Raw genomic sequence first — 16,027 nt, forward strand, 5'->3', positions numbered from 1 at the left:
CCACCAGCCACGGCATGATCCTTCCGCCGCGTCAGGTACACCCCTGCTCGAACGCAAGACGGCAGCGGTCCACCTCCTCAGCAACCAGCTCCATGAACCAACGCATGATCTCGTAGGGAATGACATGCTCGTCATGGCTGTGGATGTGGACCGTCGGCTCCAGATCACGGTCCTCGTCGGGAACGAAAGCCACCAGGAAGGCGGGGCCGGGCAGATGGGTCGCCGCGCCGGGGACCCCAGCCCACGCAGCCGGCGCCGGCACAGCCTCGCTCAGTTCCACAGCCCACGAATCGTCGGGCAAGGCGTAGTGGAACTGGACGGCGTAGTGACGACCTGCGTGTTCTCGTAGCTCTGCCGGCATGACGGCAGGCTGCCACAGCCGGCGGGCACCGACCCGGAATTTCGGCTGAGCCCAGTTGGCGGGGCCAGGCTGCAGTGCCTACGGACCGGCCTCGGCAGGTTCGGATGGCCCTGCAAGGCCGTCGAACAAGTCCGTCAGGCCGCGGGCGATTTCCAGGGGTGGCCAGCCGCCGGATGCTTCGGCGAAGACGTACACGTCGCCGTAGGTGGGCCCCGGACGGTGGTCGACGAAAGCGATGCCGCGGTCGTGGTCGGCCGCAAACGGCACCCAGGAGCCGATATGGGCTTCGGCCTCGTCGGCTTCGGTCATACCCGGGTAAGCCGCAGGGTCCGCGGGGTAGTCCTCCTTCGCTTCCTCGGCCAGGTCCCGGATGCCGGCGGCGTCGATGAGATGCAGTCCGAACGGGAGGAACTCCGCTTGGACGCGCTTGTCCTCCCCACCCAGCGGGTCGTGGCGGCCGTCGTACTGGTGGAGAAGCGTCCGGAGTTCAGGGTGGAGCGGGAATCCGAGGCGGAGTTCGAGTGAGGCGACTTCCGCCGCGGTGACGGATGGCGGCAGCGCGGCCGGATCGCCCGAAGGGGTTGCGGCCCCGTCGCCGGTTTCTACCAGGAACTCGGAGCCTTGGTCGTGGTCGGCGTGATCGACGAAGACGCCGCAGTCGCCATGCACTACAACGGCATCAAGACCATCTGGCGTGCCGTGGCTCCCTACATTCGGACCGAACGACAGCTCCTGGCCGCCGAACAAGGCGGCGGATTCTGCGGCTCCTTCGAACACCTGGCCGTCTACGCCGAGTCAATCCCTTACAGCACCCTGGGCGCCAGATTCCCGAGACGAACCTTCCCCCCCTCTACGACCCCCTAGCCGAAACACCGACCGCACCCCGCGCTCCGGCGAACACGCAAAACGAGTCCGGTGACCCCCAAGGCACGCATCCCCCCACCACGGCCGCCCGCCGACGCCAACGGCCTCGTCCCCGTGCGCATGGCACGGGGGCGAGGCCGTTGCGGTCCCGGAGACGGGCGGATCAATGTGTCGTGAGAGCCGCCGTCTCGGTGTCCGGCGTGGACGCCGAGGGTGTTCCGGCCGATGGGCGGTGCGTGCCGCGGGCGCGGCGGATGCCGTAGGCGGCCAGGACCACCGCGAGGCTGCCGATACTGGTGAACAGCTGGGTCCGCTGGTCGTCGATGACGGCCATCGCGACGAGCACGCCCAGGAAGCCCAGGATGACGACCCACGTCAGGTACGGGTACAGCCACATCTTCAGCGTCAGCCGCTCGGGTGCCTCGCGTTCGAGCTTGCGGCGCATGCGCAGCTGCGAGGCGCCGATGAGCAGGTACATGAAGATGGCGATCGCGCCCGAGGAGTTGACCAGGTAGGTGAAGACCTTGTCGGGCGACAGGTAGGCCAGCAGGACAGAGATCCAGCCGACGGCGGTGCCGGCCAGGATCGCCCGGGCCGGGACGTTGCGCCGGTTGGTGGCGACCAGCCAGCGGGGGGCGTCGCCGTGCTCGGCCAGGGCGAAGACCATGCGGGAGGACACGTACACCGACGAGTTGAGGACGCTCAGGACGGCGGTGAGGATCACGATGTCCATGACCGTGCCGATGCCGTCGACGCCGATGGTGTTCAGCGCGGCGACGTACGGGCTCTTGAGCACCTCGGCGCCGTCCCAGGGGACGATGGTGACGACGAGGAAGATCGACCCGACGTAGAACAGGATGATCCGCCAGATGATGCCGGTGGTCGCGCGGGCCACCGAGCGCTCGGGCTCCTTGCTCTCCGCCGCGGCGATGGTGACGATTTCGGCGCCGCCGAAGGCGAAGATGACCACGACGATGGCGGAGAAGATCGACGTGAAGCCGTTGGGGGCGAAGCCGCCGTGGCTGGTCAGGTTCGAGAAGTCGAAGGACGCACCGGGCCATGCGCCGACGACGAACAGCGTGCCGACGACGAGGAACGCGATGATCGCGGCGACCTTGATGGACGAGAACCAGAACTCGAACTCGCCGAAGGACTTGACCGACAGCAGGTTGGTCGCGGTCATGACGAACATCAGGCCCATGGCCAGCAGCCACAGCGGCGCGTCGATCCACGCGTGGAGGATCGCGGCGCCGGCGACCGCTTCCACGGCCACGATGATCACGTAGTAGTACCAGTACAGCCAGCCGATGGTGAAGCCGGCCCACGGGCCTATCGCCGTCCGGGCGTAGTCGGAGAACGACCCCGACGACGGCTTCGCGACGACCATTTCGCCGAGCATCCGCATCGTGCACAGCACGAGCGCGCCGGCCAGGCAGTACGACACGATCGCGGCCGGTCCGGCGGTCTTGATCACGGAGCCGCTGCCGACGAACAGCCCTGCGCCGATGGCGCCGCCGATCGCGATCATCGACATGTGCCGGTTGCGCAGCGACCGGCTCAGTTGCGGGGTGTCCGCCTGCCCGCCGCTGCGGGGTGTCGGGGGGCTCGTCGGCGAGTGGCTCATGGGAACTCCTGGCGTGATGCGGGGGCCTCGGGACCGGGCCGTAGGCGGAGACGTGGACCGCGGGGGACGCGGGGGACGCGGGCGACGCGGCACGGAACGACTTGGGGACGTGTCGCCCCGCCTGAGCGGGCGGTGGATCCGGGGACGGCCGGCCGGTGCGACGCCGTCGGACGGCGCAGGCGGCAAGGCCGAGTGGGACCCGACGGCCGGTCCCGGGGAGGCCGCGATGGGGTGGGTATCAGGGAGTGCGAGAGAACGCAGGCTCAAGGCACGGCTCGACGCACGGGTCAAAGCACGGGTCAAGGCACATGCCTGCACGGGTCCGCAGGCCCGGCGAACCGGCGGTGCGTCCCCGGCGGACAGGCGGGTGCGGGCAGCGGCCAACGGCGGACGACCATGGCGGAACTCATGTCCACTCCGCCTCCCGACCTCCGCCGATCACCCAGGTCAGCGCACGGAAGTGACGCAGTGCGCCGCGCATGTCGGGGGCGTCGAACGACACCGTCCGCGGCCCGTCGAGCCGCACGCCGGGCATCGCCGAGGCGCGGTCGGCCAGGTAGGGGCTGTCCACGTCGACCGCGACGGTCCGCGGCCCCGAGCCGGCGGGACCCGACGTGGCCCCCCGACCCGCCGCCCCTTCCGGCAACCCGGCGTGACCCGGGGAAAGCCCGGACAGCGCCGCCTCGGCCGCGGCGCGGATGTCGGCGGCGGTCGCCGCGGGCGGGCGGCAGATCGCGGCGTGGCGGCTGAGCGCGGTCTTGACCGCGACGGTCCGCGCCCCGGGTGCCCAGTCGGCCGACGCCGCGCAGGTCAGGTCGTCGCCGGTGACGAGCACGACGGGCACGCCCGCTTCCGCGGCGACGAGCGCGTTGAACCGGCCTTCGTCGGTGGGGACTCCGTCGACGCGCACGGCCAGAATGCTGTGCGAGAGGTAGGTGTGCGCGAGAACGCCCTGCTCCCCCGCGCCGGTGTGGTAGCCGACGAACGCGACGGCGTCCACGCCCAGTTCGATGCCCTGCATCATGCCGAGCGGCTTGTGCCGGCCGACGATCAGGTTCGCCCGCGGGTCGAGGTCTTCGAGGAGGACGTTGTCCATGCCGCAGTGCGCGTCGTTGACCAGTACCTCGTCGGCGCCCGCGGCGGTGAAGCCGGCCACGGCGGCGTTGACGTCGCCGGTCAGCATCCGGCGGAAGCGCTCGTAGCGGGGTGTGCCGGAGGTGACGTCGGCGGGCAGCACGGTACCCGTCGCGCCCTCCATGTCGGCCGAGATCAGGACGCGCATGCCGGGGCCTCCTTCGGCGGTTCCGCACCGTCCGCGGCACGGACCGGGACGGAATCGGGCGTGGACGTGGCGGCGGTTTCCGTGCCGAGGCCGACGAGCGAATCCGCGTACTGCGCGCCGGATTCGGCCACGATCTCGGCGAGGGTCTGGGCCTCCCGCACGAGGGCGAAGCGGACCTCGCCGTCGGTGCCGTCGTCCCGGGTACGGAAGCCGTACACCGCCGGGCGCGGCAGCGAGTTGTAGGCGAAGTGCGAGGAGAAGTAGTAGGCGCCCGTGTCGTACAGGGCGACGACGTCGTCGGGGGCGAGCAGCGGAAGTTCGCGGGCCTGCGCGGTCAGGTCGCCGGCGAAGCAGCACGGTCCGGCGACATCCTGCACCACCGCGGGTCCGGACTTCGGGGTGCCGTCCGCGTCGAACGCGCCGACGCGCAGCGGCCAGGACGCGGGCATGAACACGGTGCGCGACGCGACCTGCGCGCCGGCGTGGGTGATGGCGATGGGCCGGCCGCCCGCGGACTTGGTGTATTCGACGCGGGTGAGGATCAGGCCGTGCTTGGCCAGCAGCGAGCGCCCGAATTCGGTGACGAGGGCGTAGCGGCCGTCGAACAGGCCCGGCACGTCCTCGCGCAGCTGCGCGACGTAGTCGCCGTACGTGGGGGACATCTCGTCGCCCGCGAAGTTGACCGGCAGGCCGCCGCCGATGTCGAGGCTGTCGATCTGCCGCCGCCCGGCCGCGGCGTTGATCCGCTCGGCCAGATCGTAGGCGGCGCGTATGCCCGCGGCGATGAGGGGCAGCGGGCAGCCCTGGGAGCCGACGTGCGCGTGCAGGCGGGTCAGCCACGGGCGCGCCGCGAACGCCTCGACCACGGCGTCTTCGGCGCCCGGGTCGCGCAGGGCGATCCCGAACTTCGAGGTGTCGGTGGCGGTGCTCATCGCACCGATCGACCCGGCGCCGACCTGGGGGTTGATCCGCAGGCCGACGGGTCCGGCGGGGGTGCGCCGGTCCTCGGGGCGGGCGGCGAGGAGGGCGTCGACACGCTCCAGTTCCTGCCAGTTGTCGAGGTTGACGGCGATGCCGCGGTCGAGGGCGAGGCGCAGTTCGCCGGTGGTCTTGGCCGGGCTGTCGAACACCAGCCGGTCCGGGGTGAAGCCGGCCGCGAGGGCCTGCTCGAGTTCGCCGGGGCTGGCGACCTCGCAGCCCATGCCGGCGTCGGCGAGGAGGCGCAGCACCGGGACGAGGCCGCACGCCTTCGCGGCGAACGTGTGCAGGACGGGGGCGGGCGTGTCGAAGGCGGCGTGCAGACCGGCGACGGTGCCGCGGATGCCGTCGACGTCGAGCAGTCCGACCACCGGGGCGGGCGCGTCCAGCAGCCCGGCGCGGACCGCGCCGCGCACCGCCCGGTCGAGCACCGCGCGGCGCCCGGCGCCGGGGCCGCGGGGGGCGGCGGGATGCGGCGTCGCGGAGTGGCCGGAAATCACAGAGAACACCTCGGCTCTGTCGGCGGTCCTTCGGCGGGGCCGGCACGCGGCCGTGCGCTGGGCACGGTGCCGGGTGCGCGGCCCGCGTGCGGGCGGGACCGGTGGCGGGTCTGCGGCGGGAGCTCTGGGCCGTCCCCACTGCCGCGTACCCGAGAAGAATGGGCTCGGCGCTGTCGGTGCGTCTTCATCCGATCGCACCAAGTCGACGGGAGCCCGTTGGCCGATCCGACAATCGGCGGTCATGTGGGCCTGTCGCGGTTCCCGGGGCTGTTTCCAAGGCCCCCAGGGCTGCTTCCAAGGCCTCCGGGGCCGCCTCCGGCGGCGTGGCGGGCCGCGAGGCGCAGCCCGATGTCGGCGAGCAGCCGGGCCGCCGGGTCGGCCAGGTCGAGGCCGAACAGGTCGCGGATGCGGCGCAGCCGGTAGCGCAGGGTGTTGGGGTGCACGGTCAGCGCGGCGGCGGCTGTGCCGACGTCGCCGAACGCTGCCAGGTAGGCGGACAGGGTGGTGCCGAACGCGGTGCCGTGTTCGGCATCGTGCGCGAGCATGCGGTGCACCGGCCCGTCGGCGGCCTCCCGCCACACGGGTTCGACCCGGTCGAGGACCTGCAGCAGGGCGGCTTCCACCGCCACGTCGTCCTGGCCGGCCACGGCGCTCGCGGCGGGATCCGACCGTTCCGCGAGGACGCGCAGCACCAGGTCGGCGGACGCCCGCGACGCCGCGAGCCCGGCCGCCCCGGCTTCCGCGCGGCCGACCGCGACGTGGACGGCTCCCGGAGGGACCGTCCGTGCGGTGGCGGCGAGTTCGCGGGCGATCGCGGCGACGGCGCGGGGCCGCTCCGGATCCGCGGGCACGACCAGGTACATGCGGCCGCCGGTCTGCGCCGACAGGGCCGGGCCCGCGTCGGCGGACGTGCGCAGTGCCGCGGCTTGCAGGGCGAGGACGTCGAGCAGCCGGTGCCAGGCCGTGCCGTCGACGGCGGCCTCGGTTCCGGGCGGGGCGGCGACGGCCAGCACGGCGTAGTGCCGCGCGTCGTCCAGGCCGAGGGCCGGGTCGCGGTCCGCGGGTGCGGTGCGGCCGGTGAGCACGCCGAGGAGGGCCTCCTCGTGGCGGCGGGCGCTGAGGCGGGTGTGGGCCCGGTGCTGGATGAGGTGCGGGACGGCGGCGCGGGCGGCGGCCCGCAGGGCGGCGCGGGCGCCCTCGGCGAGCGGCCGTCCGTCCGCCGCGGCGGCCCACAGGGAGCCGAGGACGTCGTCGCCGACGCGGACGGCGACCGCGAGGCGCTCCGCGAACTCGCCGTCGGCGGGCCGGTGGACCACGTCGTACGACGTCCACAGTTCGCGGAAGAACCCGCTCTCGCGCAGTTGGGCGACCCGCCATTCGGGAACGCGCTGGCCGAGGATGGTCAGCTGCCGCAGCGGGTCCGCGCCGCTGTCGGTGCGCGAGTAGGCGAGCACGCGCGAGCGGGTGTCCTCGATGGTGATCGCGCCGCCGACGAGGTCGGCGAGGACGTTGGCGAGCGCGGGCAGGTCGCCGAGCCGGACGTGCTCCAGTCCCTGCCGGGCGCCGGGGGTCTCCGCCGTCTCGGGGTCGTCGCGGCCGACCTGGTCGGCGTAGGAGACACCGGCGCGCAGCAGCGCGAGGAGTTCGGTCCAGTCCGTGCCGGGGCCGCGGGTCAGCAGGGCCGTTCCCACACCGCGTGCGGTCTCGGTCAGCGCGCGGGTCGGGGGCCGGGTGCCACGGCGCATGACGACGGCGGCGGCGCCGGCCCGGTCGGCGGCCAGCAGGACGTCCGGGGCGGCGGCCTCGGCGACGTCCACGCCGACCGCGAGCAGCAGCAGACCGCGCGCGGGCAGGGCCGCGGACGCGGCGTCGGGGGCGGCCTCCCAGGTCGGCTCCCCCGCGTCGTACAGCGCCACGCCGCGCACCGGCGTGCCGAGGCCGTGCGGGGCGCGCACCACGTCGAGCACACCGCCGCCGACGAGGTCGAGGACGCGGCCGAGCGTGGGAGGGCCCGGCTCGCCGGGGCCGGGGACATGCCGCGGGCTTCCCGGTTCCGGGCTCCGCACGGGCGGCGGCGGCGCGGCGTGCTCGGCCGACTCCGGAGAGTCGGGCCGGCGGGGCGTCCCGGCGGGCGGCTCGGGCGATGGCTGACGGGGGCGCATCACTCCATGATCGGATATCCGCGGCGCATCTCACGGCGGCAGGCGGACGGCGCCCCGCCCCGACGGCGGCCGCCGTCGGGGCGCCCGGAACCGACGGCGCGGGCCTCGGCTCGCCGGGCTGCCCCGGCCGGACGGTCAGTCCCGCGCGCTCTCGAACGCGCGCAGCAGATCGGCCGCCACGCTCACGGCAATGCTCGCGGGCTCTTTGCCCGTGATGTCGGGCAGCCCGATCGGGGTCTTGATCCGGTCGATGACGACGTCGTCGTGCCCCCCTTCCGTGGACAGGCGTTTGCGGAACCGCGCCCACTTGGCCGCCGACCCGATCAGCCCGATGGATCCGAGATGGGTCGTGCGCAGGGCCGCGTCGCACAGAGCCGCGTCCTCGGCGTGGTCGTGGGTCATGATCAGGACGTGGGTGCCGCGTGGCAGGTGCGCCAGCACTTCCTCGGGCAGCAGCGGCGTGTGATGGACGTGCACCTTCGCCACCGCGTCCGCCAGCACACCGAGCCGCTCGTCGGTGAGCATGTCGGCCCGGCTGTCGATCAGATGCAGGTCGAGGTCGTGCCGTGCCAGGATGCGCGCCAGTTCCAGGCCGACGTGCCCGACCCCGAAGACCGCCACCGCCTGGGTCACGGGCAGCGGTTCTAGCAGCACCACGACCGTGCCGCCGCAGCACTGCACACCGTGCCGGTTGACCGCTTTGTCGTTCAGGGCGAAATCCCTCAGCTCCGGCTCGGACACCGACGCGGCGATCATCTCCCGGGCCCGATCGATCGCGACGGCCTCGATGTTGCCGCCGCCGATCGAGCCCCACGTGCCGGCCCGCCCCACGACGAGTTTCGCCCCGGCGTCGCGCGGGGCGTGGCCGCGGACGGCCGCGACGGTCACGAGCACGCCGGCCTCCCGGCGTTCCCGCAGCCCCGCGACCGCCGCGACCCACGTGCTGTCAGGCACCGCTCAGCGCTTCCGCATCGGCGGGGACCCGGCCGTTGCCGGCGTTCCCGGTCACCGCGCGGCCGTTGCCGGACACCTCGTCGCCGGCCGCATCGGTGCCGGGCAGCCCGGCACCGCGGGCCGCCTGGGCCGCCTGGACCGCCTGGACCGCCCAAAACACTGCCTCCGGCGTCGCGGGCGCGGCCAGCTCGACGCTCACCCCGCCCGGCCCGAACGCGGCGGCCGCCTGGCGCAGCGCCTCGCGCACGCAGAACGCCAGCATCAGCGGAGGCTCGCCCACCGCCTTGGACCCGTAGACCGCACCCTCCTCGGTGGCGTTCTCCATCAGCGTGACGTTGAACTCCTCGGGCATCTCCGAGAAGCTCGGCAACTTGTACGTGCTCGCGGCCTGGGTCAGCAGCCGGCCGCGGTTCGGGCCGTCTCCGCCGTCCCAGCGCAGATCCTCGAGTGTCAGCCAGCCCGCGCCCTGCACGAAGCCGCCCTCGACCTGGCCGATGTCGATCATCGGCGACAGGCTGTCGCCGACATCGTGCACGATGTCGACCCGCCGGATGCGGTACGCGCCGGTGAAGCCGTCCACCTCCACCTCGGCCGCGGCGGCGCCGTAGGCGAAGTACTTGAACGGCGAGCCCCGGAACGTCTTCGCGTCCCAGTGCAGGCCTTCGGTGCGGTAGAACCCGGACGCGGAGAGCTGGACGCGCTGGAAGTAGGCGGTGCGCACGAGGTCGTCCCAGGCCAGCTCCGTCTCGCTGCCCAGGGCGCGGGCGACGCCCTCGCTGATGCGCACGTCCGCGGCGTTGGTGCCCAGCCGGCTCGCCGCCACCTGCAGCAGTCGCGCGCGCAGCTGCTCGCAGGCGTTCTTCACCGCCGCCCCGTTCAGGTCGGCTCCCGAACTTGCGGCGGTGGCCGAAGTGTTCGGCACCTTGTCGGTCCGTGTCGGGGCCAGCCGCACCTTGTCCAGCGGGATGCCGAGCGTGGTCGCGGCGACCTGCAGCATCTTGGTATGCAGGCCTTGGCCCATTTCGGTGCCGCCGTGGTTGATCAGGACGGAGCCGTCCTTGTAGATCAGCACCAGCGCGCCGGCCTGGTTGAAGGCGGTGAGGTTGAACGAGATGCCGAACTTGACGCCGGTGATCGCCAGCGCCCGTTTGGTGTGCGGGTGCTCCGCGTTGAAGGCGGCGATGGCCCGCGCGCGGTCGGCGAGGGCGCCGTTGTCTTCGACCTGCTGCCAGACCGCGGCGATGCGGCCCGCCTGCGCGACGGTCTGCCCGTACGGCGTCGCCTGCCCCAGGCCCGGCCGGTAGAAGTTGCGCTTGCGCAGCTCCGCCGGGTCCAGGCCGAGCAGCGGCGCGCACCGGCCCAGGATGTCCTCGATCACCAGCATGCCCTGGGGACCGCCGAAGCCGCGGAAGGCGGTGTTGGACACCTTGTTGGTCTTGGCGATGCGGCCGGCGACGCGCGCGTTCGGGATCCAGTAGGTGTTGTCGATGTGGCACAGCGCGCGGGCCACCACCGGCTCCGACAGGTCGAGGCTCCAGCCGCCGTCCGCGGTCAGGGTGGCGTCGAGGGCCTGGATGCGGCCGTCGGCGTCGAAGCCGATCTTCCATGCGGCGTGGAAGCCGTGGCGTTTGCCGGACATGGTCAGGTCCTGGGTCCGGCTGAGCCGCACCCGGACCGGCCGGCCGGTCAGCTTGGCACCGAGCGCCGCGACGGCCGCGAAGCCGTGCGGCTGCATCTCCTTGCCGCCGAAACCGCCGCCCATCCGCAGGCACTGCACGGTCACCTCGTGGCTGTGCAGACCGAGGACGTGAGCGACGATCTCCTGCGTCTCCGAAGGGTGTTGGGTGCTGCTTTGGACGAACACCTGCTCGGCCTCGTCGACGAGGGCCAGCGCGGCGTGCGTCTCCAGGTAGAAATGCTCCTGGTCGGAGAACTGGAACTCGCCCGTGAACACGTGCGCGGAGTCGGCGAATCCGGCGTCGATGTCGCCGGTCGCCATCAGGGGCCGGGCGCCGTGGAAGCTCTCGGCCTCGATCGCCTCGCGCAGCGTGACGACGGAAGGCAGTTCGTCCAGCTCGACCTCGACGGCCGCGGCGCCGAGCCGGGCCGCTTCCAGGGTCTCGCCGAGCACCCACGCGACCGCGTGGCCGTGGAACATGACCTCGTCGGGGAACAGCGGCTCGTCGTGCTTCATGCCGGCGTCGTTGACGCCGGGCACATCGGCACCGGTCAGCACCCGGACCACCCCGGGCACGGCGAGCGCGGGCTCGGTGCGCAGGTCCGTGATCCGGCCGTGGGCCTTCATGACCTGGACGGGGTAGGCGTGCAGCACGTCCTTGGTGCGGTGTACCAGGTCGTCCGTGTAGAGCGCGGTGCCGGTGACGTGCAGAACGGCGCTCTCGTGCGGCATCGACACCCCGACGGCGGGCTTGTCGGGACGCTCGGACAGATGGCTCATGCCGCCACCTCGCTACGCTCGGCGGCCGCATTCGCCAAACGCAGCCTCTTGTTGATTCGCTCGCTTCGCTCGCTCATGACGCCACCGCCTCGGTGGTCTGCGCGTACAGCTTGAGCAGGCTCTGGCCGAGCATCGCGGAGCGGTAGCCGGCACTGGCGCGGTGGTCGCTCATCGGCGTGCCCTCGGCCTCCAGCAGCAGGGCCGCGGCCTCGACGGTCTCCGCCGACCAGGCCCGGCCCTCCAGGGCCGCTTCCGCGGGAAGGGCGCGGATCGGGGTGGCGGCCACGCCGCCCAGGCCGATGCGCGCCTTGCGGACGATCCCGTCGTCGAGGTCGAGCGCGAAGGCGACGGCCACGCTGGAGATGTCGTCGAAGCGCCGCTTGGCGATCTTGTGGAAGGCGGTGACCCGTGCGAGCGGCAGCGGAATCCGCACCGCGCGGATCAGCTCGCCCGGGCGGCGCACGCTCTGCCGGTAGCCGGTGAAGTAGTCCGCCAGGGGGACTTCGCGCTCGCCGTCGGCGTCGGCGAGCACCACCGACGCCTCCAGGGCGAGCAGCACCGGCGGGCTGTCGCCGATCGGCGAACCGGTCCCCAGATTGCCGCCGAGGGTCGCGCTGTTGCGGATGAGCCGGGACGCGAACTGCGGGAACAGCTCGGCCAGCAGGGGCACACGGCCGTCGAGGCGGCGTTCGATCTCGGTGAGCGTGAGCGCCGCCCCGATCTCCAGGCGGTCGGATTCGATGCGCAGTTGGCGCAGTTCGGCGAGCCGGTCGAGGGCGATCACGCAATCGGCCCGGCGGGAGCGGATGTTCACCTCCACCCCCCGGTCGGTCGAACCGGCGACCAGCACCGCGTCCGGGCGATCGCGAAGCAACTCCAGTGTCTCGGAGAGGGTTTCCTTCCGCACGAAGCTGCTGTCGCCCTGGGTGTACTCGGTGGCGGCCGGCGGGGGCGGTGCCTGTTCCCGGCGCCGCGCCAGCGGGTCGTCCTCGACGGGCATGCCGACGGCGAACGCGGCGTCGCGGATCGGACGGTAGCCGGTGCAGCGGCACAGGTTTCCGCTCAGCGCGTGCAGGTCGAACCCGTTGGGACCGTGCTCGGCGGTGTGGCCGGCGGCGGCGTCCGCGGGCGCGCAGCGTCCCGGGCGGTAGTACTCGGCGGCCATGCTGCAGACGAACCCCGGTGTGCAGTAACCGCATTGGGATCCGCCGCGGACCGCCATCTCCTCCTGCACCGGGTGCAGAAGGGGCGGCGTCCCGGGGCGACCGGCGGTCGCCAGGCCTTCGGAGGTGACGATCTCCTGGCCGTCGAGCGCCGCGACCGGGACCAGACAGGCGTTGACCGCGACCCAGTCGGTGGGCTTGTGCACGCCCGGACGCGCCACCAGGACCGAACAGGCCCCGCATTCGCCCTCGGCGCAGCCTTCCTTGGTGCCGGTGAGGCCGCGCTCCCGCAGGTAGTCCAGCGCCGTGGTGTGCGGCGCAGCCGGTGCGATCGGTGCTTCTTTCCCGTTGACCGTGATCCGCGCCGCTACCACGAGGAGCCCTCGATTCGGTAAGCGATCGATCGATTCATCATGTTCGCCAATTCAGGCAGCCTTCTGCGTTCGGACGCGCCGCGGCACATGGGCGGGCGTGGAAACGGCACGCGGCAACGGCGTGCCAGGAGAGTGACGGCGGGCAATCCCGGAATGTGCCGCAGGCGGGCACGTCAGAGCGACGTGCTCAGCAACCGTGGGCTATGCGGCCCGAGACCCAGACCGTGCTGCGGGCGAGGCGGCCCAGATCGGAGACGGTATCCATCTGCCGGTCGCCTCCTTCGGTCACCATGGGTCGGCTTTGGTCGAAAATTAATTGTCCGGCAGTACCCCGGTCAAGAGGCCGGCACCACGTGCGTAGCATCCTCCGATTCCGCGGGCTGTGCGGGCGCCGTTGCTGGGGAGATCTACGAAGACGGCCGCCCCGAGGACTGCCCGCGGGTGTCAGGTGCCTGATCCGGTGCCGAGCGCCCGCAGCGCGGCAGCGCGGATTTCCCAGCGCGTGGCGTCGTCGAGCAGGCCCCCGTATTCCTGCAATGCGGGCACGATGGTCTGAGCAACAGCAAAGGCGGCACGGGCGCGAACCCGGTCCGTCGGCGTCGCCGCCGGGCCGGCGAGTAGCTCGATGATCCGTCGGCATGCGGCATCGGCGTCGTATTCCGGGATGAGCTCGGCCGTCGAGGGGTCGGTTGCGAAGGCGACGAACAGAGCGCCGGTTTCGGCTGCGCCGTCGATGTATTCAGTGAGGATCTGAGCTGCGCTCATCTGCCGTGCCTCCGCTCGCTCGATCAGCCGGGATACGGCCGTGAACGGCGATTCGAGGAGTTCGGCTGCGATACTTTCCTTCGTCTTGAAGTGGTAGAAGACCACTGCCTTGCTGGCACCCGCGGTTGCGGCGATGTCGGCGATCGATGTCGCGGCATACCCCTTGCGCAGGAACAGCTCACGGGCGGCAGCCAGGATCTCCTCACGGCGGCGCGAAGTCACCGCAGGCTCGCCGCCGTTGTCAGGACGATCTTGCCCTGGAGGTGTCCGCGTTCCCCGCGCTCGTGCGCACCGCGCGCGTCTTCCAGCGGGTAGACACTGTCGATGGCGACCGTAAGCGTGCCGGCCTCGAACAGTTTGTTCAGCTCGCGCAGGTCCGCCCCGCCGGACTGCACCTGCCCCCCGGCTTTCGTGATACTGCGCTGCCGAAGTTCCTCGGGCGGGTAGAACGCCAGGTTGATGGGAACCAGACGGCCGCCATCGACCAGGGCCGGCAGCCATCGTCCCGCATCGAGTCCCCCAGTGCTGCCGACACAGTCGATCACCACGTCCACCTTGCCTGCGGCCGCGACCGGATCCCCCGCGGTGTAGTCGATGAACGTCTCAACTCCCAACGCGTCGAGGAACTTCTCGTGCCGACCTGACGCGACCGCGACGACATCCGCGCCCTGCAGTCGCGCCAACTGCACCGCAAAGTGGCCGACTCCGCCCGCTGCGCCGACGACCAGGACACGCTCTCCCGGGTGAACCGCGCCATGCCGGTGGATCTGCTGCCAGGCGGTGAGCGCCGCCATCGGTACAGCCGCGGCTTCGACATGGCTGAGTCGCTTCGGTTTCGGTGCCAAGTCGGAGGCCGGAGCGTTCACATACTCCGCATGCGTGCGGCCGTGGCCGCGACCGTCGAAGGGCGGAAAGCGCACCAGGCCATACACCTGGTCCCCCACCGAGAACTCAGCGACGGCCTCACCCACGGCAACGACCTCGCCGGAGACGTCCGAGCCGGGAACTGACGGGCGTGCAACCGATGGACGGTACTGCGGCGGCAGATCCGCGAACCCGCTGCGGCCCCGAAAATCCGAGGGGTTCACCCCCGCGGCATGCACCTCCAGCAAGACCTCACCAGGCCCCGGAGCCGGGCGGTCGATGTCCTCCACCCGCACCACCTCCGGGCCACCGGAGACGAACACCACCGCTGCTCGCATCGTCGTCATGCCGGCCACCACCTTCCGATCCGATCAGACCCTGACCGATCGGTCAGGACTGCCACCGTACGGTCGCACTGACCGATCGGTCAAGGACGCTCTGCTGCGGCCGTCCCACGACGACACGGCAGCAGCGGACCGGGCAACGTGGAACTGAGCCAGGCAGTTTCGTTGGATCAGCGGGCGAACCAGGGGAAGGTTCCCGCGATGTGGAGGCCGGCCACGTAGAGGGTCCGGGTCTTCTCGTGGTGGGCAGCGCCAATCCGTTGAAATTCCCCACGTTGCGAGCTGCCCGGCCGACGCGCTGCCCCCAGCCGGCGATGCCTGGCACGACGCCGCCGGGTGAGCCGGCCTCGTCTCCTACTGCTCCCAGGGCGTGATCCCCCAACGCAGGGTGTGGCTGCCGCCCGGTTCGAGCACCGCGGCGCTGCCATCGGCGAACGCGTTGGGCGGGCAGGACATCGGCTCGACGGCGACCGCACGCCGCCGCTGAGCCTCCGGAAGCGTGTCCCCGGTGTACACCTGCACGTAGTTCGCGCCTTCGCCCATCCACAGGTCCGCGCCGTGGCCGCCTGACGGGTGGGACAAACGCACGGTCGTCCGCCCGCGCGCGTCCCGGGCGAGCGCGCCGAACGGCGTGTCCAGGCGCAGGTCGCCGATCGCCCGCGGGGTGCGGAAGTCGTACGGCGTCCCGGCGACCGGTTCCTCCCCGACCGGCAGACCCGCGGCATCGGTGCGCAGCCGGATCTCGGCCGGGACGGTCAGCAGCGCCTCGTCGATCGCGGCGGTGCCGACGGTGAGGTACGGGTGCTGGCCGACGCCGTACGGTGCCGCCGTTCCGCCCACGTTCCACGCGGTCAGCGTGACGTCCAAGCCAGTGTCGCCGAGCCGGTACTCGACGCGGACCCGCAGGGCGAACGGGTAACCGGGCTGCGGCCAGACGCCGCTCTCCAGCACGGCGTCCCGAGGGCCCGCGTCGAGCACCTCCCAGGCGTTCCAGCGCAGCAGCCCGTGGATGGCGTTTCCGTGCGTGGGCTCGGTCAGCGGCAGTTGCAGTTCCTCGCCCTGCCAGCGGTACCGGCCGCCGCGCACCCGGTTCGGCCAGGGCACCAGGATCTGCCCGCGCCCGCCGGTGATCCGTTCCGCGGCGCCGAACCCGTCGAGCAGCTGCCGGTCGCCGATCGTGTAGGAACGAAGCGCCGCGCCGAGTTCCACCACCACGGCCTCGTGGTCGTCGTGGCGAAGGGTCAGCTCGCGTCCGGTGAGAGTCATCCACCGAGCGTGCGGAATCCCGCGGCGCCGAGCAAGCCGGACACGGCCCCCGCCCGAATCCCCGCGCG

General features: G+C 72.3%; 12 protein-coding genes. All 12 read right to left on the reverse strand.

Annotation, left to right across the window (positions count from 1 at the left end):
- Positions 1-31: 31 nt before the first annotated feature.
- The 12 genes from ACPA54_RS26105 to ACPA54_RS26160 all read right to left on the reverse strand — a co-directional run bounded on the left by ACPA54_RS26105 (position 32) and on the right by ACPA54_RS26160 (position 15,959).
- Positions 32-361 (reverse strand): hypothetical protein, encoded by a 330-nt coding sequence (locus ACPA54_RS26105; RefSeq protein ID WP_423533695.1) that lies wholly within the window; start codon positions 359-361, stop codon positions 32-34.
- Positions 362-439: 78 nt separating this feature from the next.
- Positions 440-1,108, reverse strand: a complete 669-nt coding sequence (locus ACPA54_RS26110; protein WP_423533697.1) for an SMI1/KNR4 family protein — start codon at positions 1,106-1,108, stop codon at positions 440-442.
- Between the two features lie 280 nt (positions 1,109-1,388).
- A complete protein-coding gene (locus tag ACPA54_RS26115; RefSeq protein WP_423533699.1) occupies positions 1,389-2,849 on the reverse strand; it encodes an amino acid permease in 1,461 nt (486 codons plus the stop codon).
- 406 nt (positions 2,850-3,255) lie between these two features.
- Positions 3,256-4,131 (reverse strand): M55 family metallopeptidase, encoded by an 876-nt coding sequence (locus tag ACPA54_RS26120; protein ID WP_423533701.1) that lies wholly within the window; start codon positions 4,129-4,131, stop codon positions 3,256-3,258.
- Positions 4,119-5,606 carry a type III PLP-dependent enzyme domain-containing protein gene (locus tag ACPA54_RS26125; protein ID WP_423533859.1) on the reverse strand — a complete coding sequence of 496 codons (1,488 nt, stop codon included), beginning with the start codon at positions 5,604-5,606 and terminating at the stop codon, positions 4,119-4,121. The genes ACPA54_RS26120 and ACPA54_RS26125 overlap by 13 nt, the downstream gene beginning before the upstream one ends.
- Before the next feature lie 242 nt (positions 5,607-5,848).
- Positions 5,849-7,771, reverse strand: coding sequence for a PucR family transcriptional regulator (locus ACPA54_RS26130; protein ID WP_423533703.1), 1,923 nt, complete (start codon positions 7,769-7,771; stop codon positions 5,849-5,851).
- Between the two features lie 135 nt (positions 7,772-7,906).
- Positions 7,907-8,725, reverse strand: a complete 819-nt coding sequence (gene xdhC / locus ACPA54_RS26135; protein ID WP_423533705.1) for a xanthine dehydrogenase accessory protein XdhC — start codon at positions 8,723-8,725, stop codon at positions 7,907-7,909.
- Complete coding sequence (gene xdhB / locus ACPA54_RS26140; protein ID WP_423533707.1) at positions 8,718-11,183, reverse strand: xanthine dehydrogenase molybdopterin binding subunit; 2,466 nt, start codon at positions 11,181-11,183, stop codon at positions 8,718-8,720. Before xdhB ends, xdhC begins: the two co-directional genes overlap by 8 nt.
- Positions 11,184-11,256: 73 nt before the next feature.
- A complete protein-coding gene (locus ACPA54_RS26145; protein WP_423533709.1) occupies positions 11,257-12,720 on the reverse strand; it encodes a xanthine dehydrogenase small subunit in 1,464 nt (487 codons plus the stop codon).
- Positions 12,721-13,164: 444 nt separating this feature from the next.
- Positions 13,165-13,707: a TetR family transcriptional regulator gene (locus ACPA54_RS26150; RefSeq protein WP_423533711.1), complete on the reverse strand. Its 543-nt coding sequence runs from the start codon at positions 13,705-13,707 to the stop codon at positions 13,165-13,167.
- Positions 13,704-14,696, reverse strand: coding sequence for an NADP-dependent oxidoreductase (locus ACPA54_RS26155; protein ID WP_423533713.1), 993 nt, complete (start codon positions 14,694-14,696; stop codon positions 13,704-13,706). The genes ACPA54_RS26150 and ACPA54_RS26155 overlap by 4 nt, the downstream gene beginning before the upstream one ends.
- Positions 14,697-15,047: 351 nt before the next feature.
- Positions 15,048-15,959, reverse strand: a complete 912-nt coding sequence (locus ACPA54_RS26160; RefSeq protein ID WP_423533715.1) for an aldose 1-epimerase family protein — start codon at positions 15,957-15,959, stop codon at positions 15,048-15,050.
- Between the last annotated feature and the right edge of the window lie 68 nt (positions 15,960-16,027).

It is taken from the genome of Uniformispora flossi (assembly GCF_049534875.1).
In the GTDB taxonomy this organism is placed as follows: Bacteria; Actinomycetota; Actinomycetes; order Streptomycetales; family Streptomycetaceae; genus Yinghuangia; species Yinghuangia aomiensis.

Coding starts and splice junctions, on each gene's coding strand:
- ACPA54_RS26105 (WP_423533695.1), bottom strand. CDS start 361: ATGCCGGCAGAGCTACGAGAACACGCAGGTCGTCACTACGCCGTCCAG.
- ACPA54_RS26115 (WP_423533699.1), bottom strand. CDS start 2,849: ATGAGCCACTCGCCGACGAGCCCCCCGACACCCCGCAGCGGCGGGCAG.
- ACPA54_RS26120 (WP_423533701.1), bottom strand. CDS start 4,131: ATGCGCGTCCTGATCTCGGCCGACATGGAGGGCGCGACGGGTACCGTG.
- ACPA54_RS26130 (WP_423533703.1), bottom strand. CDS start 7,771: ATGCGCCCCCGTCAGCCATCGCCCGAGCCGCCCGCCGGGACGCCCCGC.
- xdhB (WP_423533707.1), bottom strand. CDS start 11,183: ATGAGCCATCTGTCCGAGCGTCCCGACAAGCCCGCCGTCGGGGTGTCG.
- ACPA54_RS26155 (WP_423533713.1), bottom strand. CDS start 14,696: ATGACGACGATGCGAGCAGCGGTGGTGTTCGTCTCCGGTGGCCCGGAG.
- ACPA54_RS26160 (WP_423533715.1), bottom strand. CDS start 15,959: ATGACTCTCACCGGACGCGAGCTGACCCTTCGCCACGACGACCACGAG.